The sequence below is a fragment of the Campylobacter sp. US53 genome, from assembly GCF_004378995.1.
Classification (GTDB): Bacteria; Campylobacterota; Campylobacteria; order Campylobacterales; family Campylobacteraceae; genus Campylobacter_D; species Campylobacter_D jejuni.
On the sequence record NZ_RYYH01000010.1, the window covers coordinates 1 to 18,149 of the forward strand.

At 33.2% G+C, this 18,149-nt stretch carries 14 protein-coding genes and 1 tRNA gene; all 15 read right to left on the reverse strand.

What is annotated here, in order from left to right; translation table 11 throughout:
• Positions 1 to 468: 468 nt before the first annotated feature.
• The 15 genes from mnmH to rplJ all read right to left on the reverse strand — a co-directional run bounded on the left by mnmH (position 469) and on the right by rplJ (position 18,126).
• Complete coding sequence (gene mnmH, locus ELQ05_RS07235; protein WP_070316539.1) at positions 469 to 1,473, reverse strand: tRNA 2-selenouridine(34) synthase MnmH; 1,005 nt, start codon at positions 1,471 to 1,473, stop codon at positions 469 to 471.
• Positions 1,463 to 1,948: an HIT domain-containing protein gene (locus ELQ05_RS07240; protein ID WP_070316538.1), complete on the reverse strand. Its 486-nt coding sequence runs from the start codon at positions 1,946 to 1,948 to the stop codon at positions 1,463 to 1,465. The genes mnmH and ELQ05_RS07240 overlap by 11 nt, the downstream gene beginning before the upstream one ends.
• A gap of 9 nt (positions 1,949 to 1,957) precedes the next feature.
• A complete protein-coding gene (gene trpC / locus ELQ05_RS07245; RefSeq protein WP_002891821.1) occupies positions 1,958 to 2,734 on the reverse strand; it encodes an indole-3-glycerol phosphate synthase TrpC in 777 nt (258 codons plus the stop codon).
• The gene (locus ELQ05_RS07250; protein WP_002937968.1) at positions 2,731 to 4,008 is read right to left on the reverse strand and encodes a lipopolysaccharide assembly protein LapB; all 1,278 of its coding nucleotides are present in this window, start codon (positions 4,006 to 4,008) and stop codon (positions 2,731 to 2,733) included. The genes trpC and ELQ05_RS07250 overlap by 4 nt, the downstream gene beginning before the upstream one ends.
• Positions 3,981 to 4,355 (reverse strand): YkgJ family cysteine cluster protein, encoded by a 375-nt coding sequence (locus ELQ05_RS07255; RefSeq protein WP_070316536.1) that lies wholly within the window; start codon positions 4,353 to 4,355, stop codon positions 3,981 to 3,983. Before ELQ05_RS07255 ends, ELQ05_RS07250 begins: the two co-directional genes overlap by 28 nt.
• On the reverse strand, positions 4,345 to 5,046 hold the full coding sequence (locus ELQ05_RS07260) for a tRNA1(Val) (adenine(37)-N6)-methyltransferase (protein WP_070316535.1): 702 nt from the start codon (positions 5,044 to 5,046) through the stop codon (positions 4,345 to 4,347). The genes ELQ05_RS07255 and ELQ05_RS07260 overlap by 11 nt, the downstream gene beginning before the upstream one ends.
• Before the next feature lie 5 nt (positions 5,047 to 5,051).
• Positions 5,052 to 5,201 (reverse strand): hypothetical protein, encoded by a 150-nt coding sequence (locus ELQ05_RS07265; RefSeq protein WP_002857548.1) that lies wholly within the window; start codon positions 5,199 to 5,201, stop codon positions 5,052 to 5,054.
• 17 nt (positions 5,202 to 5,218) lie between these two features.
• Positions 5,219 to 5,295 (reverse strand) — tRNA-Arg (locus ELQ05_RS07270).
• A 28-nt stretch (positions 5,296 to 5,323) separates the two neighbouring features.
• Positions 5,324 to 7,399, reverse strand: a complete 2,076-nt coding sequence (gene fusA, locus ELQ05_RS07275) for an elongation factor G (RefSeq protein WP_002779472.1) — start codon at positions 7,397 to 7,399, stop codon at positions 5,324 to 5,326.
• 12 nt (positions 7,400 to 7,411) lie between these two features.
• Positions 7,412 to 7,882 (reverse strand): 30S ribosomal protein S7, encoded by a 471-nt coding sequence (gene rpsG, locus ELQ05_RS07280; RefSeq protein ID WP_002779471.1) that lies wholly within the window; start codon positions 7,880 to 7,882, stop codon positions 7,412 to 7,414.
• Between the two features lie 69 nt (positions 7,883 to 7,951).
• The gene (gene rpsL, locus ELQ05_RS07285; protein WP_002782934.1) at positions 7,952 to 8,338 is read right to left on the reverse strand and encodes a 30S ribosomal protein S12; all 387 of its coding nucleotides are present in this window, start codon (positions 8,336 to 8,338) and stop codon (positions 7,952 to 7,954) included.
• Between the two features lie 119 nt (positions 8,339 to 8,457).
• Positions 8,458 to 13,011, reverse strand: coding sequence for a DNA-directed RNA polymerase subunit beta' (rpoC, locus tag ELQ05_RS07290; protein WP_070316534.1), 4,554 nt, complete (start codon positions 13,009 to 13,011; stop codon positions 8,458 to 8,460).
• Positions 13,004 to 17,140 carry a DNA-directed RNA polymerase subunit beta gene (rpoB, locus tag ELQ05_RS07295; protein WP_072225851.1) on the reverse strand — a complete coding sequence of 1,379 codons (4,137 nt, stop codon included), beginning with the start codon at positions 17,138 to 17,140 and terminating at the stop codon, positions 13,004 to 13,006. Before rpoB ends, rpoC begins: the two co-directional genes overlap by 8 nt.
• A gap of 108 nt (positions 17,141 to 17,248) precedes the next feature.
• Entirely contained in the window at positions 17,249 to 17,626 is a 378-nt protein-coding gene (gene rplL / locus ELQ05_RS07300) for a 50S ribosomal protein L7/L12 (protein ID WP_070316533.1), read from the reverse strand.
• 20 nt (positions 17,627 to 17,646) lie between these two features.
• Entirely contained in the window at positions 17,647 to 18,126 is a 480-nt protein-coding gene (gene rplJ / locus ELQ05_RS07305; RefSeq protein ID WP_002858610.1) for a 50S ribosomal protein L10, read from the reverse strand.
• Positions 18,127 to 18,149 lie beyond the last annotated feature (23 nt).

Sequence of the window (18,149 nt, forward strand, 5' to 3'; positions counted from 1 at the left end):
AGAAAGTCTAAACCAAAATTCTCTATACCCCCCCCCCGTGAAGTTAAAAAGCTTAATAGCTGGCATAGATGTCCTTGGAAAATAAAATTAAAATAACAATGTTTTATAACATCGCAAAAAACGAGTGCAATTCTAATTAAATTTAGCTTAATTATAAATTAAATTAAAATTTATTATTTTATTCCCATTGAAATATAATATCCATATTTTAAACAAAAAAATAAATACATGATTGGCTTTTAAATACTATAAAAACTACATTTAAAAGCCCTAAATAAAATGATTTATGTAATAAATATTACTTTTATATAAAAATTTAGGGTAAATGAAAAAACAATATCTAAAAGCCTAATTTACAATACTTTGAGAAATTAAAAAATAACAATTTCAAAAATAAAAAAGAAATTTGTGATTTTTTTTATTTTTTTAAAGAAAATAGTATAATTTTTTTGCAAAGTGATAAAAAAATTAAATTAAAATGTAGTTTTTTAGCTTAAAATATCTTAAAATTTCTTCTTTAGCTTTTAAAATATCATCAGTATTTAACTCAAGATCAATCTTATCTGGTTTTTTATAAGTTTTATCATAATACTCCAAAAGCATAACAATAAGCTTTTGCCATTCTTTTCTCTCATAACTTTGAAGCAAATCTTGGCGTAAATTTAAGCTGATATAAGGGCTAATTTTTTGCACACATTGTTGAAATTTTAAAAGAGTCATTTTCTCTTGATAAATTTTTTGTATTCTTTTAATGCGATTTTCCAAAGAACAAAAACAATAAATTTTAAAAGCCTTTTGCATTTTTTCATAAAATTTCAAAGGTAAGATGATATCCCCTATTTTGCGACTTTCGCTTTCTATGAAAGCAAAATTTTCTAAATTTTGCATATTGTGAAAAAGTTCTGCTTCAAAAGCTTTTTGCGTAGGTTGTTTTCCTAAAATATCACCAAAAGACGAGCCTAAATGATTTGCTATTTTTTCCAAATTTATAGCTTGTGGAAGTTGCTCTAAAAGCTCTGTTTTTCCACAGCCTGTATTGCCGCAAAGAGTAAAAAAATCAAAATTTATTTCATTTTCAAAATAATGCGTTACAAAAGTTCTATAAGCTTTAAAGCCACCTTTTAAACGCACCACTCTAAAGCCAAGCTCACTTAAAATCACTGCGATAGACTTTGAACGCAAACCCCCACGAGAACAATAAATCCCCACCTTTTCTCCTATGCGAAAATTTTGGGTGATTTCTAATATATGCTTAGCGGTATTTTGACAAATATAACTCGCACCCCTAGCCTTAGCTAAAGCTTGATTTTTCTTATAAATTGTTCCTATTTCTTGATATTCTTCATCATTGAGTGCATAAAAATTTAAAGCTCCTATCAAATGAGAATGCAAAAATTCTCTAGGGCTTCTTGCATCGATTAAAAGAGAGAAATTTTCTTTTTGAAATTCTGTAAATTCAACTTCACTGAGCATTTTTAAAAGCCAAAACAAGTTTTTGATAAACTTGCTCGATATTAGTGCCACAAACCCTAGTTTCTCCTATGGTTGTGATAAAATTTGTATCTCCTGCCCAGCGTGGCACTAGATGATAATGACAATGAAAAGCTATGCCAGCTCCCGCATCTTTGCTTAAATTCATACCGATATTGACCCCATTTGCATGAATTTGCTCTTTTAAAATTTTCACTCCCAAACGCACAAAATGGCTCATTTCTTGCCAAATTTCATCGCTTAAATTTTCTATATGCTCTTCATGTATATAAGGAATCACCATAAAATGCCCCGCAGAATAAGGATAGCGGTTCATCACTCCAAAACAATGCTTTGCTCTAAAAATCACGCCTAAATCTTCATCACTTTTAATCTTATTAGCACAATCACAAAATGGACAAATGCTTTTTTCTTTTTCAAAATACTCACTCCGCCATGGTGCATACAAATACTGCATTTTCCCTCCTTAAAGCAAAGCTTTTAAAGCCTTTCCTTCATCTTCTTCACGCATAAAATATTCGCCGATTAAAAAAGCATCAACGCCTAAATTTTGTAAATGCTCTAAAAATTCTTTATTTTCTAAACCGCTTTCTGCGATGATGATTTTTGAATTTGGGATTTGTGGGATAAGTTTTTCGCACAAACTCATATCCATAGTAAAATCCTCTAAATTACGATGATTGATACCGATAATATCCGCTCCAGCAAAAATAGCCTTACTCAAATCCTCTTTATCATGAATTTCAACCAAAGCCTCAAGACCTAAATGTCTTGCAAACTCAAGCAGTTTTTTAAGCTCTTTCATGCTTAGCATTTTAGCGATCAGCAATACAAAATCTGCCCCATAAACCAAAGCTTCTAAAATTTGATACTCATCAAAGATAAAATCTTTTCTAAGTAAAGGAATTTGTGTATAACGGCGTATAAGACTTAAGTATTCTAAAGAACCTTTAAAAAAATGTGGCTCAGTCAAAACAGAAATCGCCGCAGCTTTGTTCTTCTCATAATTTAAAGCGATACTCAAAGGATCAAAGTCTTCTCTAATGACTCCCTTGCTAGGACTTGCTTTTTTTACTTCTGCTATGATTTTAACTTCTTTTTCTACTCTTTTTAAAGCTTTAATCACATCTTTTGGAAAGAAAGGATTTGAAGCTAAAGAACGCCCTAACATATCATAAGGAAGTTTTAGTTTGCGTTCTTTTAAATCTTCTTTTGTTTTTTCAAAAATTTTATCCAATATCATGGTTTTACACACGCCTTTATCGCTTTTATATGAGCTTTACTCTCATCAGAATTTGCAAATTCTTTATCATCTAATGTTTGTTTTAAAATTTCCCATGCTTGCTTACAATCGCCTAGTTTATAATACCCCCAAGCTAAAGAATCTAAATAATACAAATTCTGCGGATCTTTTTCTAAGGCAAGTTTCACAAGCTCTATACCTTTTTTAACATCTAAATCATAATCTATAAGCAAATATCCATAGTAGTTTAAATACAAAGCATTGCTATCTTTATCGATAGCCTGTTCGAATTTTTCTTTTACAGAATCAATTACTTTTGGAGTGATTTTTTTAGCTTCATTTGCAGCTTCAAATTCAAAAACTGCCGCTCGTAGAAGATATTCTTTATTTTTTGTTTTATGATAAAGAGCTAAACTCATTTTTTTAGCATCATCAAAGCGTTTTAAATTCTGATACAAAGCGAGTTTAATATCATCATCTAAATCATACTGCAAAGAAATTTTTAAAGCTTCTTCTGTTTTGCCTTGAGAATTTAAAAGCTCAACCAAAGCCAATGCAAAACTTTTATTTTTGGTAAGTTGATAAAGCTCTTTATATATACTTTTTAAAGCTTCGATATTTTTTTCATCAAAATAAATTTTAGCAAGCAAGACGCAAGTTTTGAGAGTGCAACCATTGGTTTTTCTTGAAAATTCTAAAACATTTTTAATATTTAAAGTATCATTCAAAATCGCATAAATTCCTATGAGTTTAAATAAAATTTCTTCATTTTGCACTTGATTATAAGCAGATCTATAGTATTTTGTAGCATTTTTTAAATCATTTTTTTTAACCAAAATATCCCCGTAAAGCTCTAAATTTCTAGGATCACTATCCTTTTTTGTTAAAAGCTCTTTCATAAGTTTTTGAGCATTGTTGATATCATTTGAATTTAAAGCATAAAGAGCACTAAGTCGCTTAAGATTGTCATTTTGATTTAAATAAGGCTTTGCTAGATTATTTAACTCTGCTTGCTTGTCAAGATTGTTTGCTAAAGTAAGTAAAAATGCATTTTCTAAAAAATTAGTATTATTATAATCTTGATAAAGACTTAAAAATTCATCTCTGGCTTCTTTGTATTGTTTATAATACTCATAATTATAAGCCTTCATAACCCTTAAATCAAAATCATTGCTTTTATATTTTGTATAATCAGGATAAACAACATTGATTTTTGAACTTCCACAAGCTGCCAAAAAAAAGGCTGCTAAGACAAATAACAAATACCTATACATTCTTTTTCTAATTCCTTTTGATGTGTTTTAAAATATTCCCAAAATGGAAAAGTTCTGCATTGTTTTGGACGAAAATCGTAGATACTGCAATTTCTTTTTTGAGCATCAAAAAAAATGCAAGCAAAGCCATCTTCAAATTCGACTTCCTTAAAACTCATTTTAAAGCCCACTTTTCTCAAGTATTTTTCAGCAAATTCTTTGCTTTCTAAATTTAAATGCTTTCTTAATGCTTCTAATTCTTCCTTGCTTGCAAAAATATTGCCACTTTCTCCAGTGCAACACTTTCCACCGCATTTCTCACAAGCATTTTCATCAAAAGCATAAGAAAAATTTTTATCAAATATCATAACTTTTTAACCTAAATCTTAAGTGAATTTCTTGCATTTGTTTGCTTAAAATTTCATTTTCATATACAAAAAAAGGAGGTAAAATCTCACAAGGCGATTTTGAACCTTTTTTTACCTGTATCAAAACAAGTCTTGCTTTTTTGTTTTGATGTGTATGTACAAAGCAAAGCTTTGTTATTTTTATTTTCATATCTTTTAAAATAAAACAAATTTCATCTAAAGCTAAAGCTTCATAGCAAAAATACAAAGTACCATTTGGCTTAAGCATAGAATTTGCTTTAGTTAAAAAGCTATGCAAGGGTAAAAATTCCTGAAATTTACTTATAGCTTTATGCCGATCTTCACTCTTGTAAGCTCCTTGTCTATAAAATGGAGGATTGCAAACTATGAAGTCAAATTTTTTTATGCTTTGAAATTGATTGAAATCATCATGAAAAATATCGCCTTGTATTTGGTTGGATTTTAAATTTTTTTCAATCAATTTTATATTTTCTTTTTGAATATCAATCAAAGATAAACTTAAATTTGCAATATTTTTTTTAAGTAAAATACCTATGATACCACAGCCCGCACCTACATCAAAAACAGCGCCTTTAATTCCTTGTTTTAAAATAAAATTAGCTAAAATTAAAGAATCACTATTATAACGATACCCTTGTGATAATTGTGCTAGCGTAATCAAATCTGACATATATTTTAATGCGTTGGAATTTTAATGCGTTTTGGAGGTTGTTCTTTAAATATATTTTGTTCTTTTGTTATATTATTATCTTCTTTAAAATTTACTGGGCTTTGTGCTGTCAAAAAAGAAATTACAAAAGTTATAAAAAAAGCAATTTTTATCATAATAACACCTCATAAAATGGTGTCCACGGCGAGATTCGAACTCACGGCCTCAAAATTAGGAATTTTGCGCTCTATCCTGCTGAGCTACGAGGACAGAAAGCGGGAAAAATCCCGCTAAAAATTTAACCGTTTCTTTTTTTGATGATTTCATCCGCAACATTTTTAGGAACTTCATCATAGTGATCAAATTCCATAGAATAAGTCGCACGACCTTGAGTTTGACTTCTAAGATCAGTAGAATAACCAAACATTTCAGCCAAAGGACAAAATGCTGTGATGATTTTATTTCCACCACGCTCATCCATGCTATTTACTTGACCACGGCGTTTGTTAAGATCTCCAATAACATCACCCATGTAATCTTCAGGAGTTTCTACTTCAACTTTCATCATAGGCTCTAAGATCACAGCACCTGCTTTTCTAGCACCTTCTTTAAAGCCCATAGAAGCAGCAAGTTTAAATGCCATCTCAGATGAATCCACCTCGTGATAACTTCCATCATAAACAGTTACTTTAACATCTTCCACAGGATAACCTGCTAAAACACCATTTTGCAATGCTTCTTGAACACCTTTATCAACTGCAGGAATGTATTCTTTTGGAATTACCCCACCTTTAATATCATTAACAAATTCATATCCACTACCTGGCTCAAGCGGTTCAAGGCGTAAGAATACATGTCCATACTGACCACGACCACCTGATTGTTTAGCGTATTTGTATTCTTGTTCAACAGTTTTTCTAATAGTTTCGCGATAAGCAACTTGTGGTTGACCTACTTCAGCTTCAACTTTAAATTCACGAAGCATTCTATCAACGATAATTTCAAGGTGTAACTCACCCATACCTGAAATGATAGTTTGACCACTTTCTTCATCTGTAGAAACTCTAAAACTTGGATCTTCTTGTGCTAATTTATTTAAAGCAATAGACATTTTTTCTTGATCAGCTTTAGTTTTTGGCTCAACTGCAACAGAAATAACTGGATCTGGAAAATCCATTCTTTCAAGGATTACCTTATCTTTTTCACTTGCAAGAGTATCCCCTGTTAAAGTATCTTTAAGTCCTACAACAGCACCAATTTCGCCTGCGTAAAGCACTTTAATCTCTTCTCTTTTGTTAGAGTGCATTTTTAACAAACGGCCAATTCTTTCTTTTTTATCTTTAGTTGAGTTATATGCATAAGAACCGCTTTCTAAACAACCGCGATAAACACGCACGAAAGTAAGTTGTCCTACAAATGGATCTGTCATGATTTTAAATGCAAGTCCTGCAAACTCGCCATCATCAGTTGATTTTACAGAAACTTCTGTGCCATCTTCATATTCACCCTTGATATTTGCCACTTCATCAGGAGCTGGCAAATAAGCCACAACAGCATCAAGTAAAGGTTGAACCCCTTTATTTTTAAACGCTGTACCGCAAAGCATAGGAACGATGGAAAGACTTAAACATCCTGCTTTAATCCCTGTTTTGATCTCTTCAAGGCTTAATTCTTCTCCGCCTAAATATTTTTCCATCAACTCATCTGAAGTTTCAGAAACTGCTTCTATCATTTTTGTGCGATATTCTTCTGCCTTTTCTTTAAGTTCAGCTGGAATTTCTTTTTCTACATAATCCGTTGGCTTAGTATCATCTTCCCAAACTAAAGCTTTCATAGTTACAAGATCGATTACGCCTTTAAAATTATCCTCAGCACCAATTGGAATTTGAAGTGGAACTGGATTAGCTTTTAAACGGTTGCGAATTTGATCTTCTACATTATAAAAATTTGCACCGATTCTATCCATTTTATTTACAAATACTATTCTTGGAACACCATATTTATTTGCTTGTCTCCAAACTGTTTCACTTTGAGGCTGCACCCCACCCACTGAACAAAATACCGCAACAGCACCATCAAGAACACGCATAGATCTTTCAACTTCAATTGTAAAATCCACGTGGCCTGGAGTGTCAATAAGATTGATTTGATGATCTTTCCAAAAACAAGTTGTAGCCGCAGAAGTGATAGTAATCCCACGCTCTTTCTCTTGTTCCATCCAGTCCATAGTTGCAGCACCATCATGAACTTCACCGATTTTATGACTCATACCAGTAAAGAAAAGAATTCTTTCAGATGTAGTCGTTTTACCCGCATCGATGTGAGCAGCAATACCGATATTTCTAACTTTTTTTAAAGGAGTACTTCTTGACATACACACTCCTTCTTACCAACGATAGTGAGCAAATGCTTTATTTGCTTCAGCCATTTTATAAGTATCTTCTTTCTTCTTAAATGAAGCACCTTTGCTATTTGCTGCATCTAAAAGCTCAGCTGCAAGTTTATCAATCATAGTTCTTTCGCTTCTTTTTCTTGCAAAAGAAATAATCCAACGAATCGCCAAAGCTTGTTGTCTAGCAGGGCGAACTTCTACTGGAACTTGATAGGTTGCACCACCTACACGACGAGATTTCACTTCTAATAAAGGCTTAATATTTTCAATCGCATCATTAAAAATATCAATACCTTTTTTCTCGCCACCTTTTTTATCAATAGCTTCCAAAGCACCATACATAATTGTTGTAGCTGTGCTTTTTTTACCATCATACATTAAAGAATTAATAAATTTTGTGATTACTTTATTACCATAAATCGGATCAGGCAAGACTTCTCTTACCGGAGCTTTTCTTCTTCTCATTATTTTTCCTTCAAATTTTAAATTTTACTCAAACAAAATCAAATCTAACGGATTTGTCTGTATGAATGATTATTTTGCAGCGCCTGCTTTAGGGCGTTTAGCACCATATTTAGAACGAGAAACTGTTCTTTTTGCAACACCTGCTGTATCAAGAGCACCACGAACGATGTGATATTTAACCCCTGGTAAGTCTTTTACCCTACCACCACGCACTAAAACAATGCTGTGTTCTTGCAAGTTATGACCTTCACCGCCGATATAGCTGATCACTTCAAAGCCACTAGTAAGTCTTACTTTGGCAACTTTTCTTAACGCTGAGTTTGGTTTTTTAGGTGTTGTAGTATAAACCCTAGTGCAAACTCCCCTTCTTTGTGGACAATTTTTAAGCGCTGGAGATTTAGATTTTTCTAAAACTTTTTTGCGCTCTTTTCTAACCAATTGATTTATGGTAGGCACAATAATTCCTTTCTTTAAAAATGTAATAAAATTTGGATGATATCTAAATTTTGCTTATATTTTAGTTAAAAAGATTGAAAATGAAGAAATATAGCCCAGAAGGGCTATAAAATAGAGTTTTATTCTTGTTCTTTAAGTTTTAAATTTTGTTCACCATAAAGCCCTGTTCCAACAGGTATCATTCTACCTAGAATAACATTTTCTTTTAAATCTTCTAAGTAGTCAAATTTACCCGCTATACTTGCTTCGGTTAGAACTTTAGTAGTTTCTTGGAATGAAGCTGCAGAAATAACACTATCGCTTCCAATCGCTGCTCTTGTTACACCTAAAAGCACAGGCTCAGCAATAGCAGGTTCTCCACCCATTCTAATGATTCTTTCGTTTTCTTCACGGAATTTACGTCTTGAAACCAAATCACCCTCGATAAATTTCGTATGTCCACTATCTACAACTTTTACTTGTCTTAGCATTTGAGAAACGATAACTTCTATATGTTTATCAGAAATCACAACACCTTGTCCGCGATAAACTTGTTGAATTTCAGAAATCAAATAATAATGCAAGGCTTTTTCACCTAAAATTTTAAGCACATCATGACTTGAAACAACTCCATCTGTAAGTTTTTCACCTGCGTGGATAAACTCGCCATCTCTTACTTGAATGTGTTTTGATTTATCGATTAAATACTCAGCACTTGTACCATCTTCTGCTTGGATAATAATTCTTTCTTTAGAACGCAAAGGTTTATCAAAACGAACAACACCATCAATTTCTGCAATCACAGCCGCATTTTTTGGTTTTCTTGCTTCAAAAAGTTCAGAAACTCTTGGAAGACCTCCTGTAATATCTTTTGATTTAGCTGCTGCTTTTGGAGTTTTTGCTAAAATATCTGCTTGAGCGATTTTATCACCATCATGAACAAAAATAACGGTTTTTGGTTCAAGCTGATAACGCACAGCCTTATCACCTTTTCCTGCAATTACCAAAGTCGGTCTAACTCCGCTTGGTAAATATTCATTAATCACTAAAGAACGCTTACCTGTAGCTTCATCAATTTGCTCATCAGCACTATAACCTGCTTCAATATCCTCAAAGCTTACAACACCATCAATTTCTGCAATGATAGTATTATTATAAGCATCCCATTCTGCAATCACTTTTCTTTCTTTTTTAGGAGCACTTGCAATGATAGTATTTGCATCATCGATTTTTTCACTATCGTTAAATTCTATCTTAGATTCTCTTGGTATATAGTGTCTTTTTGCTTCTCTATCATTTTCATCAGCAATCACTACAAAGAATCCTTTTTCTTTAACAATATCGCCTTTTTTAACATTTTTTACTCTATCTAAACCATCGCCTTTAAGGATATAAAATTTAAGCGTTCCTTTTTCGCCTGCTTTGATATTTTGCACTACAGGCTCACCATCTTCTACTAAAATTTCACTCGCAAAAGGAATACGATTTGGCACATTCCAACCCTCTTTAATCACTTCTACGATACTTTCATTTTCTTCTACTTGCATACCGCTTTGATATGGCAAATAAAGTTTTCCATCTATACTGCCACTTACACCTGCTAATTCATTTGGTTTAGCAAGATCGTATTTTCTTAGTATGTATTTTACTTCTTGTTTTTTATCTTTAATAGAAACAATCACATCTTCATGAATATTTTCTATATTAATCACACCTTTAAATGGAGTTTTGATTTTTGGCTCCACAAGTAAAATCGCCGCATTTCTACGATTTGCTACGATATTTTTACCTTCTTTGTTTTTATAAGTTTTAAGATTATAAAATCTTATAAAACCTTCTTTTTGTGCGCTTACTTGTCTATCTTGTAAATCCGTACTTGCAGTTCCCCCGCTGTGGAAAGTTCTTAGAGTTAGCTGCGTTCCTGGTTCACCGATAGATTGAGCGGAAATAATTCCTACTGCTTCGCCTGGTTTTACCAATTTACCTTCACCAAGATTGATACCATAACATTTTGCACAAATTCCTTTTTTAGCTTTGCAGGTAATAGGAGTGCGGATATTGACACTTTTTATACCGCTTTCTCCAAGAATTTTTGCTTTTTCCTCATCCATTAAAGTACCTTCTGCAAAAAGCACAGAATTTGTAATAGGATCGATCACATCTTCAGCTAAAACCCTGCCTAAAATTCTTTCTTCTAAAGTTTCTATAATAGAGCTATCTGCGGTAATTTCATTGATTTCAACACCCTCATGCGTTCCACAATCTTCAATGGTAATTTTTACATTTTGTGCAACATCGATAAGTTTTCTTGTCAAATAACCCGCATTTGCTGTTTTAAGAGCGGTATCTGCAAGACCTTTTCTAGCACCGTGAGTTGAAATAAAGTATTCAAGAACATTTAGCCCTTCACGGAAATTCGAAATAATAGGAGTTTCGATAATAGAACCATCAGGTTTAGTCATAAGTCCTCTCATTGCAGCAAGCTGAGAAATTTGAGCCGCACTACCCCTAGCACCAGAATCTGCCATCATATAAATAGAGTTAAAGCCTTCTTTATCTTTTTCTACAAGCTTCATCATCTCTTTTGAAAGGACATTGTTTGTACTTTTCCAAATATCAATGATTTTATTGTATCTTTCCCCTGAAGTAATCAAACCAAGATTATAAGAATTTTGAATTTCTCTTACTTGTTTTTTTGCTTCATCGATAGCTTTTTGCTTGTCATTAGGAACAATAATATCTGCAATCGAAATTGAAATACCTGCTTTAGTTGCATACTCAAAACCTAAATTTTTAAGTCTATCCAAGAAACTTGCTGTAATCTCTAAACCACCTTGTTTATAAACATAATCCACAAGCGCGGCAATGTCTTTTTTCTTTAAAACTTTATTCCAGCTATTTTCAGGCACAAAATGAGGTAAAATGGATTTAATAATCAATCTTCCTGCTGTAGTGGTAATCTTTCTACCATCTACCATAGTTTGTATACTCGCATGAATATCCAAACACTTGCTTTCAAGTGCCATCATCACTTCATCAATGCCTGTGCAAATTTTATGCGAACCTTTAGCACCGGCTTTTTCCAATGAAAGATAATAAATTCCTAAAACCATATCTTGCGATGGAACGGTTACAGACTTACCACTTGCTGGCAAAAGAATATTCATTGATGAAAGCATGAGCACTTTACATTCTGCAATAGCCTCTTGAGAAAGTGGCACATGCACCGCCATTTGATCCCCATCAAAGTCTGCGTTAAATGCTGCACAAACTAAAGGATGAAGTTGTATAGCCTTACCTTCCACTAAAACAGGATGAAAAGCTTGAATAGAAAGTTTATGTAAAGTAGGCGCACGGTTTAGCATAACAGGATGCCCTTTTACTACCTCTTCTAAACATTCCCAAACTTCATTGGTTTTGTTTTCTATCATTTTTTTAGCTTGTTTTACTGTGGTTGCATAACCTTTTTCTTCAAGCTTAGCTAAAAGATGTGGCTTAAAGAGCTCTAAAGCCATTTTTTTAGGTAAACCACATTGATCCATTCTAAGTTTTGGACCCACAACAATAACACTACGACCTGAGAAATCCACCCTCTTACCTAATAAGTTTTGTCTGAAACGTCCTTGTTTACCTTTAATAATTTCACTTAAAGATTTCAATGGGCGTTTATTTGCTCCCTTTACAGCATTAGCACGACGACCGTTGTCAAAAAGTGCATCAACAGCCTCTTGAAGCATTCTTTTTTCATTTCTTATAATGATTTCCGGTGCATCAAGTTCTATAAGTTTTTTAAGACGTGTATTTCTATTGATAACGCGACGATATAAGTCATTCACATCAGAAACTGCAAATTTCCCACCATCTAAAGCCACTAAAGGACGCAAATCTGGCGGTAAAACTGGAAGATTTGTAATCATCATCCATTCAGGACGATTTGGTACGGCTTCATCGCTATCGGTATTGGCATTTAAATTTGAATTTAAGAAATTTTCTACAACTTTTAAGCGTTTAATGATAGTTTTTTTCTTAGCCTCTGAATTTGTAGCCGCCATTTCTTCTTTAAGCTGATTTAAAAGTGCTACAAGATCTAAATTTGCAAGTAAATCACGAACAACTTCTCCACCCATTCTTGCTTTAAAGCCACTATTTTCATAGCGTTGCATTAAATTTTGATATTGCTCTTCGTTTAAAACATCACAATATTCTACTTTTTTGGTGCTTTCATTATCATAGAAAGCATCGCCTGGGTTTTCAACGATATAAGCTTCATAATAAAGCACACGCTCAAGATCTTTCATCTTAACACCCAAAAGCGTTCCTATACGACTTGGAAGAGAATTAACATACCAAATATGAGCCACAGGAGTTACAAGCTCGATATGTCCCATTCTAGAACGACGCACTTTTGAATTTGCTACTTCAACACCACATTTTTCGCACTTAACGCCTTTAAAACGCATTTTTTTATACTTACCACAAAGACATTCATAATCTCTTATAGGTCCAAAAATCTTTGCGCAAAAAAGCCCATCTCTTTCAGGCTTTAAGGTTCTATAATTGATAGTTTCTGGTTTTTTTACTTCTCCATAAGACCATGATTTGATTTTTTCAGGACTTGCAAGTCTTAGTTGAAACGCTTCAAAATCCCTAGGTCTTGCATCTTCTTTGATTTCTATTACTTTAAATTTACTCATTATCTTCATCCTTATCAAAAATCTCAACATCTAGAGCAAGAGATTTAAGCTCATTGGTTAATACAAAAAATGTTTCAGGAATTCCTGTTGCTGGAACATTTTCACCTTTTGTCAATGCTTTATAAGCACTAAATCTACCTTCTACATCGTCTGATTTGATAGTTAACATTTCTCTTAAAGTATGAGCTGCTCCATAAGCTTCAAGTGCCCAAACTTCCATCTCCCCAAATCTTTGTCCCCCAAAGAGTGCTTTACCACCCACAGGTTGTTGGGTAACTAAGCTGTAAGGTCCTGTACTTCTTGCGTGAACTTTCTCATCAACTAAGTGGTGGAGTTTTAGCATATACATACATCCCACATGAACACGCTCTGCGATTTTCTCACCCGTACGTCCATCATAAAGTTCTGTTTTGCCGTCCATATCTATCTTGGCCATTTCAAAAAGCTTGCTAAATTCTTCTATATTTACACCTTCAAAAACAGGAGTAGCAAATTTAACTCCTTTACTCCAGTCTCTAGCATAGTTTAAAAGCTCTTCATCGCTTAAGCTTTTAATAAATTCTTTTTCGCTTGCAAGTCTTGGAATAGAACAAATTTCAAGCATTTTTGCTCTTAATTCTTTAAGAAAATCTTTTTGCTTTCTGTCAAAAATTTCTTGAATTTGATCCCCAAGTCTAAGTCCAATTAAACCCAAATGGCTTTCTAAAATTTGGCCTATATTCATACGACTTGGAACGCCAAGTGGATTAAGTGCAATATCCACACTTTTACCATTTGGTAAATAAGGCATATCCACTTCAGGAACTATGGTTGAGACTATACCTTTGTTTCCATGGCGCCCTGCCATTTTATCACCGACTTTAAGCTTTCTCTTTGTAGCAATATAAACTTTAACAAGCTTAATTACCCCACTTGGTAAAATATCATCTTTTTCTAAAATTTCAAGCTTTTCATCGTGTTCTGCTTTTAATTTTTTCTTCTCATTTTGGAAATGATTTTTTAAATCATCGTATTCTTTTTGAATCTCTTTAGAATAAGCTTTAATCAAAGTTGTTAAAGTAAAACGATTGATTTTTTCAAGTTCGCTAATATCTGCGGTTTGTCCTTTTTTATAATTTTTATCTCCAATTTTTTGATCGCTATTTAAAGGGGCTTTCGAAAGAAGAGCGCAAACACGAAGCATTTCTTCTCTATCCATCATCAAAAGTCTATCATGATGTTCTTTTTCTAAAGCCATTTTTTCCTTATCATAAGATTTTATTGCACGATCATCTTTTTCATAGCCTTTTTTAGTGAAAATTTTAACATCCACAACAACACCCTCTAAAGAAGCGGTTGCATAAAGGGATTTATTCACAACATGTCCTGCTTTTTCTCCAAAAATCGCTCTTAAAAGTCTTTCTTCAGGAGTTGGTTTAACCTCACCTTTTGGAGAAACCTTACCCACCAAAATCATACCTGGTTTGATATGGGTACCAATTTTTGCAATACCGCTCTCATCAAGATGCGCAACATCTTCTTCTTTTACATTTGGAATATCTTTGGTAATTTCTTCTATACCGTCTTTTAGTTCTCTTGCTTCAATTTCTTTTTCATAAATGTGCACGCTTGTAAAGGTATCTTCACGAATAATTCTCTCACTTACAACTATAGCATCCTCATAGTTATAACCATTCCAAGGCATAAAAGCGATTAAAGCATTTTTACCTATAGCAAGTTCGCCTTGATCCATAGAAGGACCATCTGCGATAATTTGTCCTGCTTTTACTATATCACCTTTTTTAACAATAGGATGTTGAATATAATTTGTATTTTGATTGGTTCTTAAATTTTTCTCCATAGTATAATGGTCAATAAATGGACCTTTATCATCTTCACCTAAAATGAAAATACTTTTATTATCCACTTTCTCAACCACACCGCCACGCTTTGCTTTAACAGCTTCCCAAGCATCACGCGCAATAATTTGTTCCATACCTGTTCCTACTATCGGAGCTGAAGCAGTAAGAAGTGGCACAGCTTGACGTTGCATGTTTGAACCCATTAGTGCCCTGTTTGCATCATCGTGCTCTAAAAACGGAATCAAAGAAGCCGCAACCCCAACAACCATACCTGAGCAAAGATCGATTAATTGCACTTCTTCGCGTCTTGCAAGTATAGTTTCACCATCTTGTCTAGCCTCAACAAATTCTTCTACTATATTGCCTTTAGCATCAACCTTAGTTGAAGCTGGTGCGATAAATAAGCCTTCTTCTTGTGTTGCTGTAAGATAAACAACTTCATTAGTCACTTTACCATTTACAACTTTTCTATATGGCGCTTCAACAAAGCCAAGTTCATTTACTTTTGCATAAGTAGAAAGAGTGTTAATCAAACCAATATTTTGACCTTCAGGTGTTTCAACTGGGCAAATTCTACCATAATGTGTCGCGTGAACATCACGCACTTCAAAACCTGCTCTTTCTTTTACAAGCCCACCTTCACCAAGCGCTGACAAACGACGCTTATGAGTAACCTCACTTAAAGGGTTGGTTTGATCCATAAATTGCGAAAGCTGACCTCCTGTAAAAAATTCAATGATAGTTGTAGTAATCATTTTAGGATTGATTAAATCATAAGGCATTACTTTATCAAGATCCGCATTTAAAGAAGTAAATTTATCTCTGATCGCCTTTTGCATTTTTGCAAGACCTAAATGAAGCTCATTGGCTAAAAGTTCACCTATAGAACGGATACGACGATTTCCCAAATGATCTCTATCATCAATATGTCCTTTACCATTTTTTACTTTAATTAAATATTTTGCAGTTTTAATAATATCTTCATTAGTCAAAACAGTAACATACTCAGGCACTTCAAGACCTAACTTATGGTTCATTTTCATACGACCTACCTTGGTAAGATCGTATCTTTCAGGATTGAAGAATAAATCATTTACAAAAGCCTTCGCTGCATCTTTTACCACAGGTTCACCTGGGCGCATAACTTTGTAAATTCTAATCGCAGCTAAATCATTTTCATCATCGATATTTTCACTTTGTTTAAGAAGTTTTAGAGTTTCTCCATCTTGAGCAAAGGAGTTAATAATCGCTGCATCAACGCCATTAGCCAAGTCATTTGCTATATCAAAACTTTTTTGCTCTTTAATCTTAGCAAGCTTACTCTCATCTAACAAAGTTAAAGAATCAAATAAAACCTCTCCACTTTCTTTATCAATAATAGGATTTGCTAAATAACGATTAAGTAAAATTTCTACAGGATATTCTATCCATTTTAAACCGTCTTTAATAAGCTGTTCTGCTTTTTTCTTTGTAAGTCTTTTTCCAGCTTGATGAACGATTTTTCCTTTTTCATCTTTAATATCATATTCTATTCTATCCATAAAATCATTTGGATTAAATTCTGTTAAAAATTTATCTTTTTTCACATGTATAGTCTGAATAGGATAAAACAACTTAATAATATCTTGTTTTTTATACCCTAAAGCTCTAAAAAGCATAGTTACAGGAACTTTTCTACGCTTATTGATTCTTACATACAGAACATCTTTGGCATCGTATTCAAAATAAAGCCACGAACCACGATCAGGAATAATTTGTGCTGTATAAACAAGCTTATTTGCAACCGTTGAACTTTCTTCTTCTTTAAAAATAACACCAGGGCTTCTATGTAATTGATTTACAACCACCCTCTCAACCCCATTAATGATAAAAGATACACGATCTGTCATTAAAGGAATTTCGCGGATATAAATTTCTTGTTCTTTAATATCTTTTACTCCAACTTTTTCCCCTGTTTTTTCATCTTTTTCATGCAGAGTAAGACGGATTTTCATTTTTAAATTTACAGAATAAGTCAAACCTCTTTCCATGCATTCGCGAATGGTATATTTTGGCTTGCCTATTTCACTACTAACATATTCAAGACTCAATCTATTTTGCGGATCATGAATAGGAAAAATTGATTTAAAAACTTTTTCTATACCACTTTCACCATTATCAAGATTTAAAAAATAATCAAAACTCTTTTTTTGTAATTGTAGAAGATTTGGGATTTCTATTTGTTTTGAAATGTTTGAGAAGTCTACTCTTAAACGATTTCCTAATTTATTATCTAACATATCGCACATACCTCATGGTAAATTTTGTAAATTTAAAAAAGAAGACCTAAAAATTAGGTAAAAATAAAAAAAGAAGACTTGCCTTGGCAAATCTTCTTCTAACTTTAAAGCTTAAAATTACTTAAGTTCTACTTTAGCACCAGCTTCTTCAAGTTGTTTTTTAGCTTCCTCAGCTTCAGCTTTAGCCACACCTTCTTTTAGAGTTGAAGGAGTTTGCTCAACTGCATCTTTTGCTTCTTTAAGACCAAGGCCTGTAAGAGCACGAACGATTTTAATAACTTCAATCTTTTTAGCACCGCCATCAGTTAAAACGATATCAAATTCAGTTTTTTCTTCAGCAGCAGCTGCAGCACCACCAGCTGCAGCACCACCAGTCACCATTACAGGAGCAGCAGACACACCAAATTTTTCTTCAAATTCTTTTACAAGTTCTGATAACTCAAGAACACTTAAATTTGAAATATATTCTAATACATCTTCTTTAGAAATTGCCATTTTTTATCCTTTTATTTAATTTATTCAGATTCTTTTTTATTTTTAAGCGCATTTAAACCTATTGTGAAATTGGTAATTGGCGCATTCCAAACTTGCAAAAGCATAGCAAGCAACTCATTGCGTGAAGGCATTTTAGCAAGAGCTTTAACCTTAGCAACATCTGCAACTTCGCCTTCAATATGAGCTGTTTTGATTTCAAATTTATCGTTATTTTCTTCAAATTTAGCAGCTACTTTTGAAACACTTAGCTGATCTTCGCCCCAAAGATAAATATTTGTATCTTTAAGAACTAGACCTGTTTTACCGGAATTGTTAAGAGCAATGTTAGCCAAAGTATTTTTAACAATTTGAACTTTTACATTGTTTTCTCTTGCATTATTTCTAAGCTCTTCTAGTTTTTTTGTGCTAAGACCTCTGTAATTACAAACTACAATAGCTTCACTAGCTTTAAAACCTTCTTCAAGTTTAGCAATAATCTCAACTTTTTCGCTTCTAGTCACATTTTCTCCTTTCCGATTGAGAT

Excerpts from the sequence above, each read along its gene's own strand:
- mnmH (WP_070316539.1), bottom strand. The coding sequence starts at position 1,473 with ATGCTCAGTGAAGTTGAATTTACAGAATTTCAAAAAGAAAATTTCTCT.
- ELQ05_RS07240 (WP_070316538.1), bottom strand. The coding sequence starts at position 1,948 with ATGCAGTATTTGTATGCACCATGGCGGAGTGAGTATTTTGAAAAAGAA.
- trpC (WP_002891821.1), bottom strand. The coding sequence starts at position 2,734 with ATGATATTGGATAAAATTTTTGAAAAAACAAAAGAAGATTTAAAAGAA.
- ELQ05_RS07250 (WP_002937968.1), bottom strand. The coding sequence starts at position 4,008 with ATGTATAGGTATTTGTTATTTGTCTTAGCAGCCTTTTTTTTGGCAGCT.
- ELQ05_RS07255 (WP_070316536.1), bottom strand. The coding sequence starts at position 4,355 with ATGATATTTGATAAAAATTTTTCTTATGCTTTTGATGAAAATGCTTGT.
- ELQ05_RS07260 (WP_070316535.1), bottom strand. The coding sequence starts at position 5,046 with ATGTCAGATTTGATTACGCTAGCACAATTATCACAAGGGTATCGTTAT.
- ELQ05_RS07265 (WP_002857548.1), bottom strand. The coding sequence starts at position 5,201 with ATGATAAAAATTGCTTTTTTTATAACTTTTGTAATTTCTTTTTTGACA.
- fusA (WP_002779472.1), bottom strand. The coding sequence starts at position 7,399 with ATGTCAAGAAGTACTCCTTTAAAAAAAGTTAGAAATATCGGTATTGCT.
- rpsG (WP_002779471.1), bottom strand. The coding sequence starts at position 7,882 with ATGAGAAGAAGAAAAGCTCCGGTAAGAGAAGTCTTGCCTGATCCGATT.
- rpoC (WP_070316534.1), bottom strand. The coding sequence starts at position 13,011 with ATGAGTAAATTTAAAGTAATAGAAATCAAAGAAGATGCAAGACCTAGG.
- rpoB (WP_072225851.1), bottom strand. The coding sequence starts at position 17,140 with ATGTGCGATATGTTAGATAATAAATTAGGAAATCGTTTAAGAGTAGAC.
- rplL (WP_070316533.1), bottom strand. The coding sequence starts at position 17,626 with ATGGCAATTTCTAAAGAAGATGTATTAGAATATATTTCAAATTTAAGT.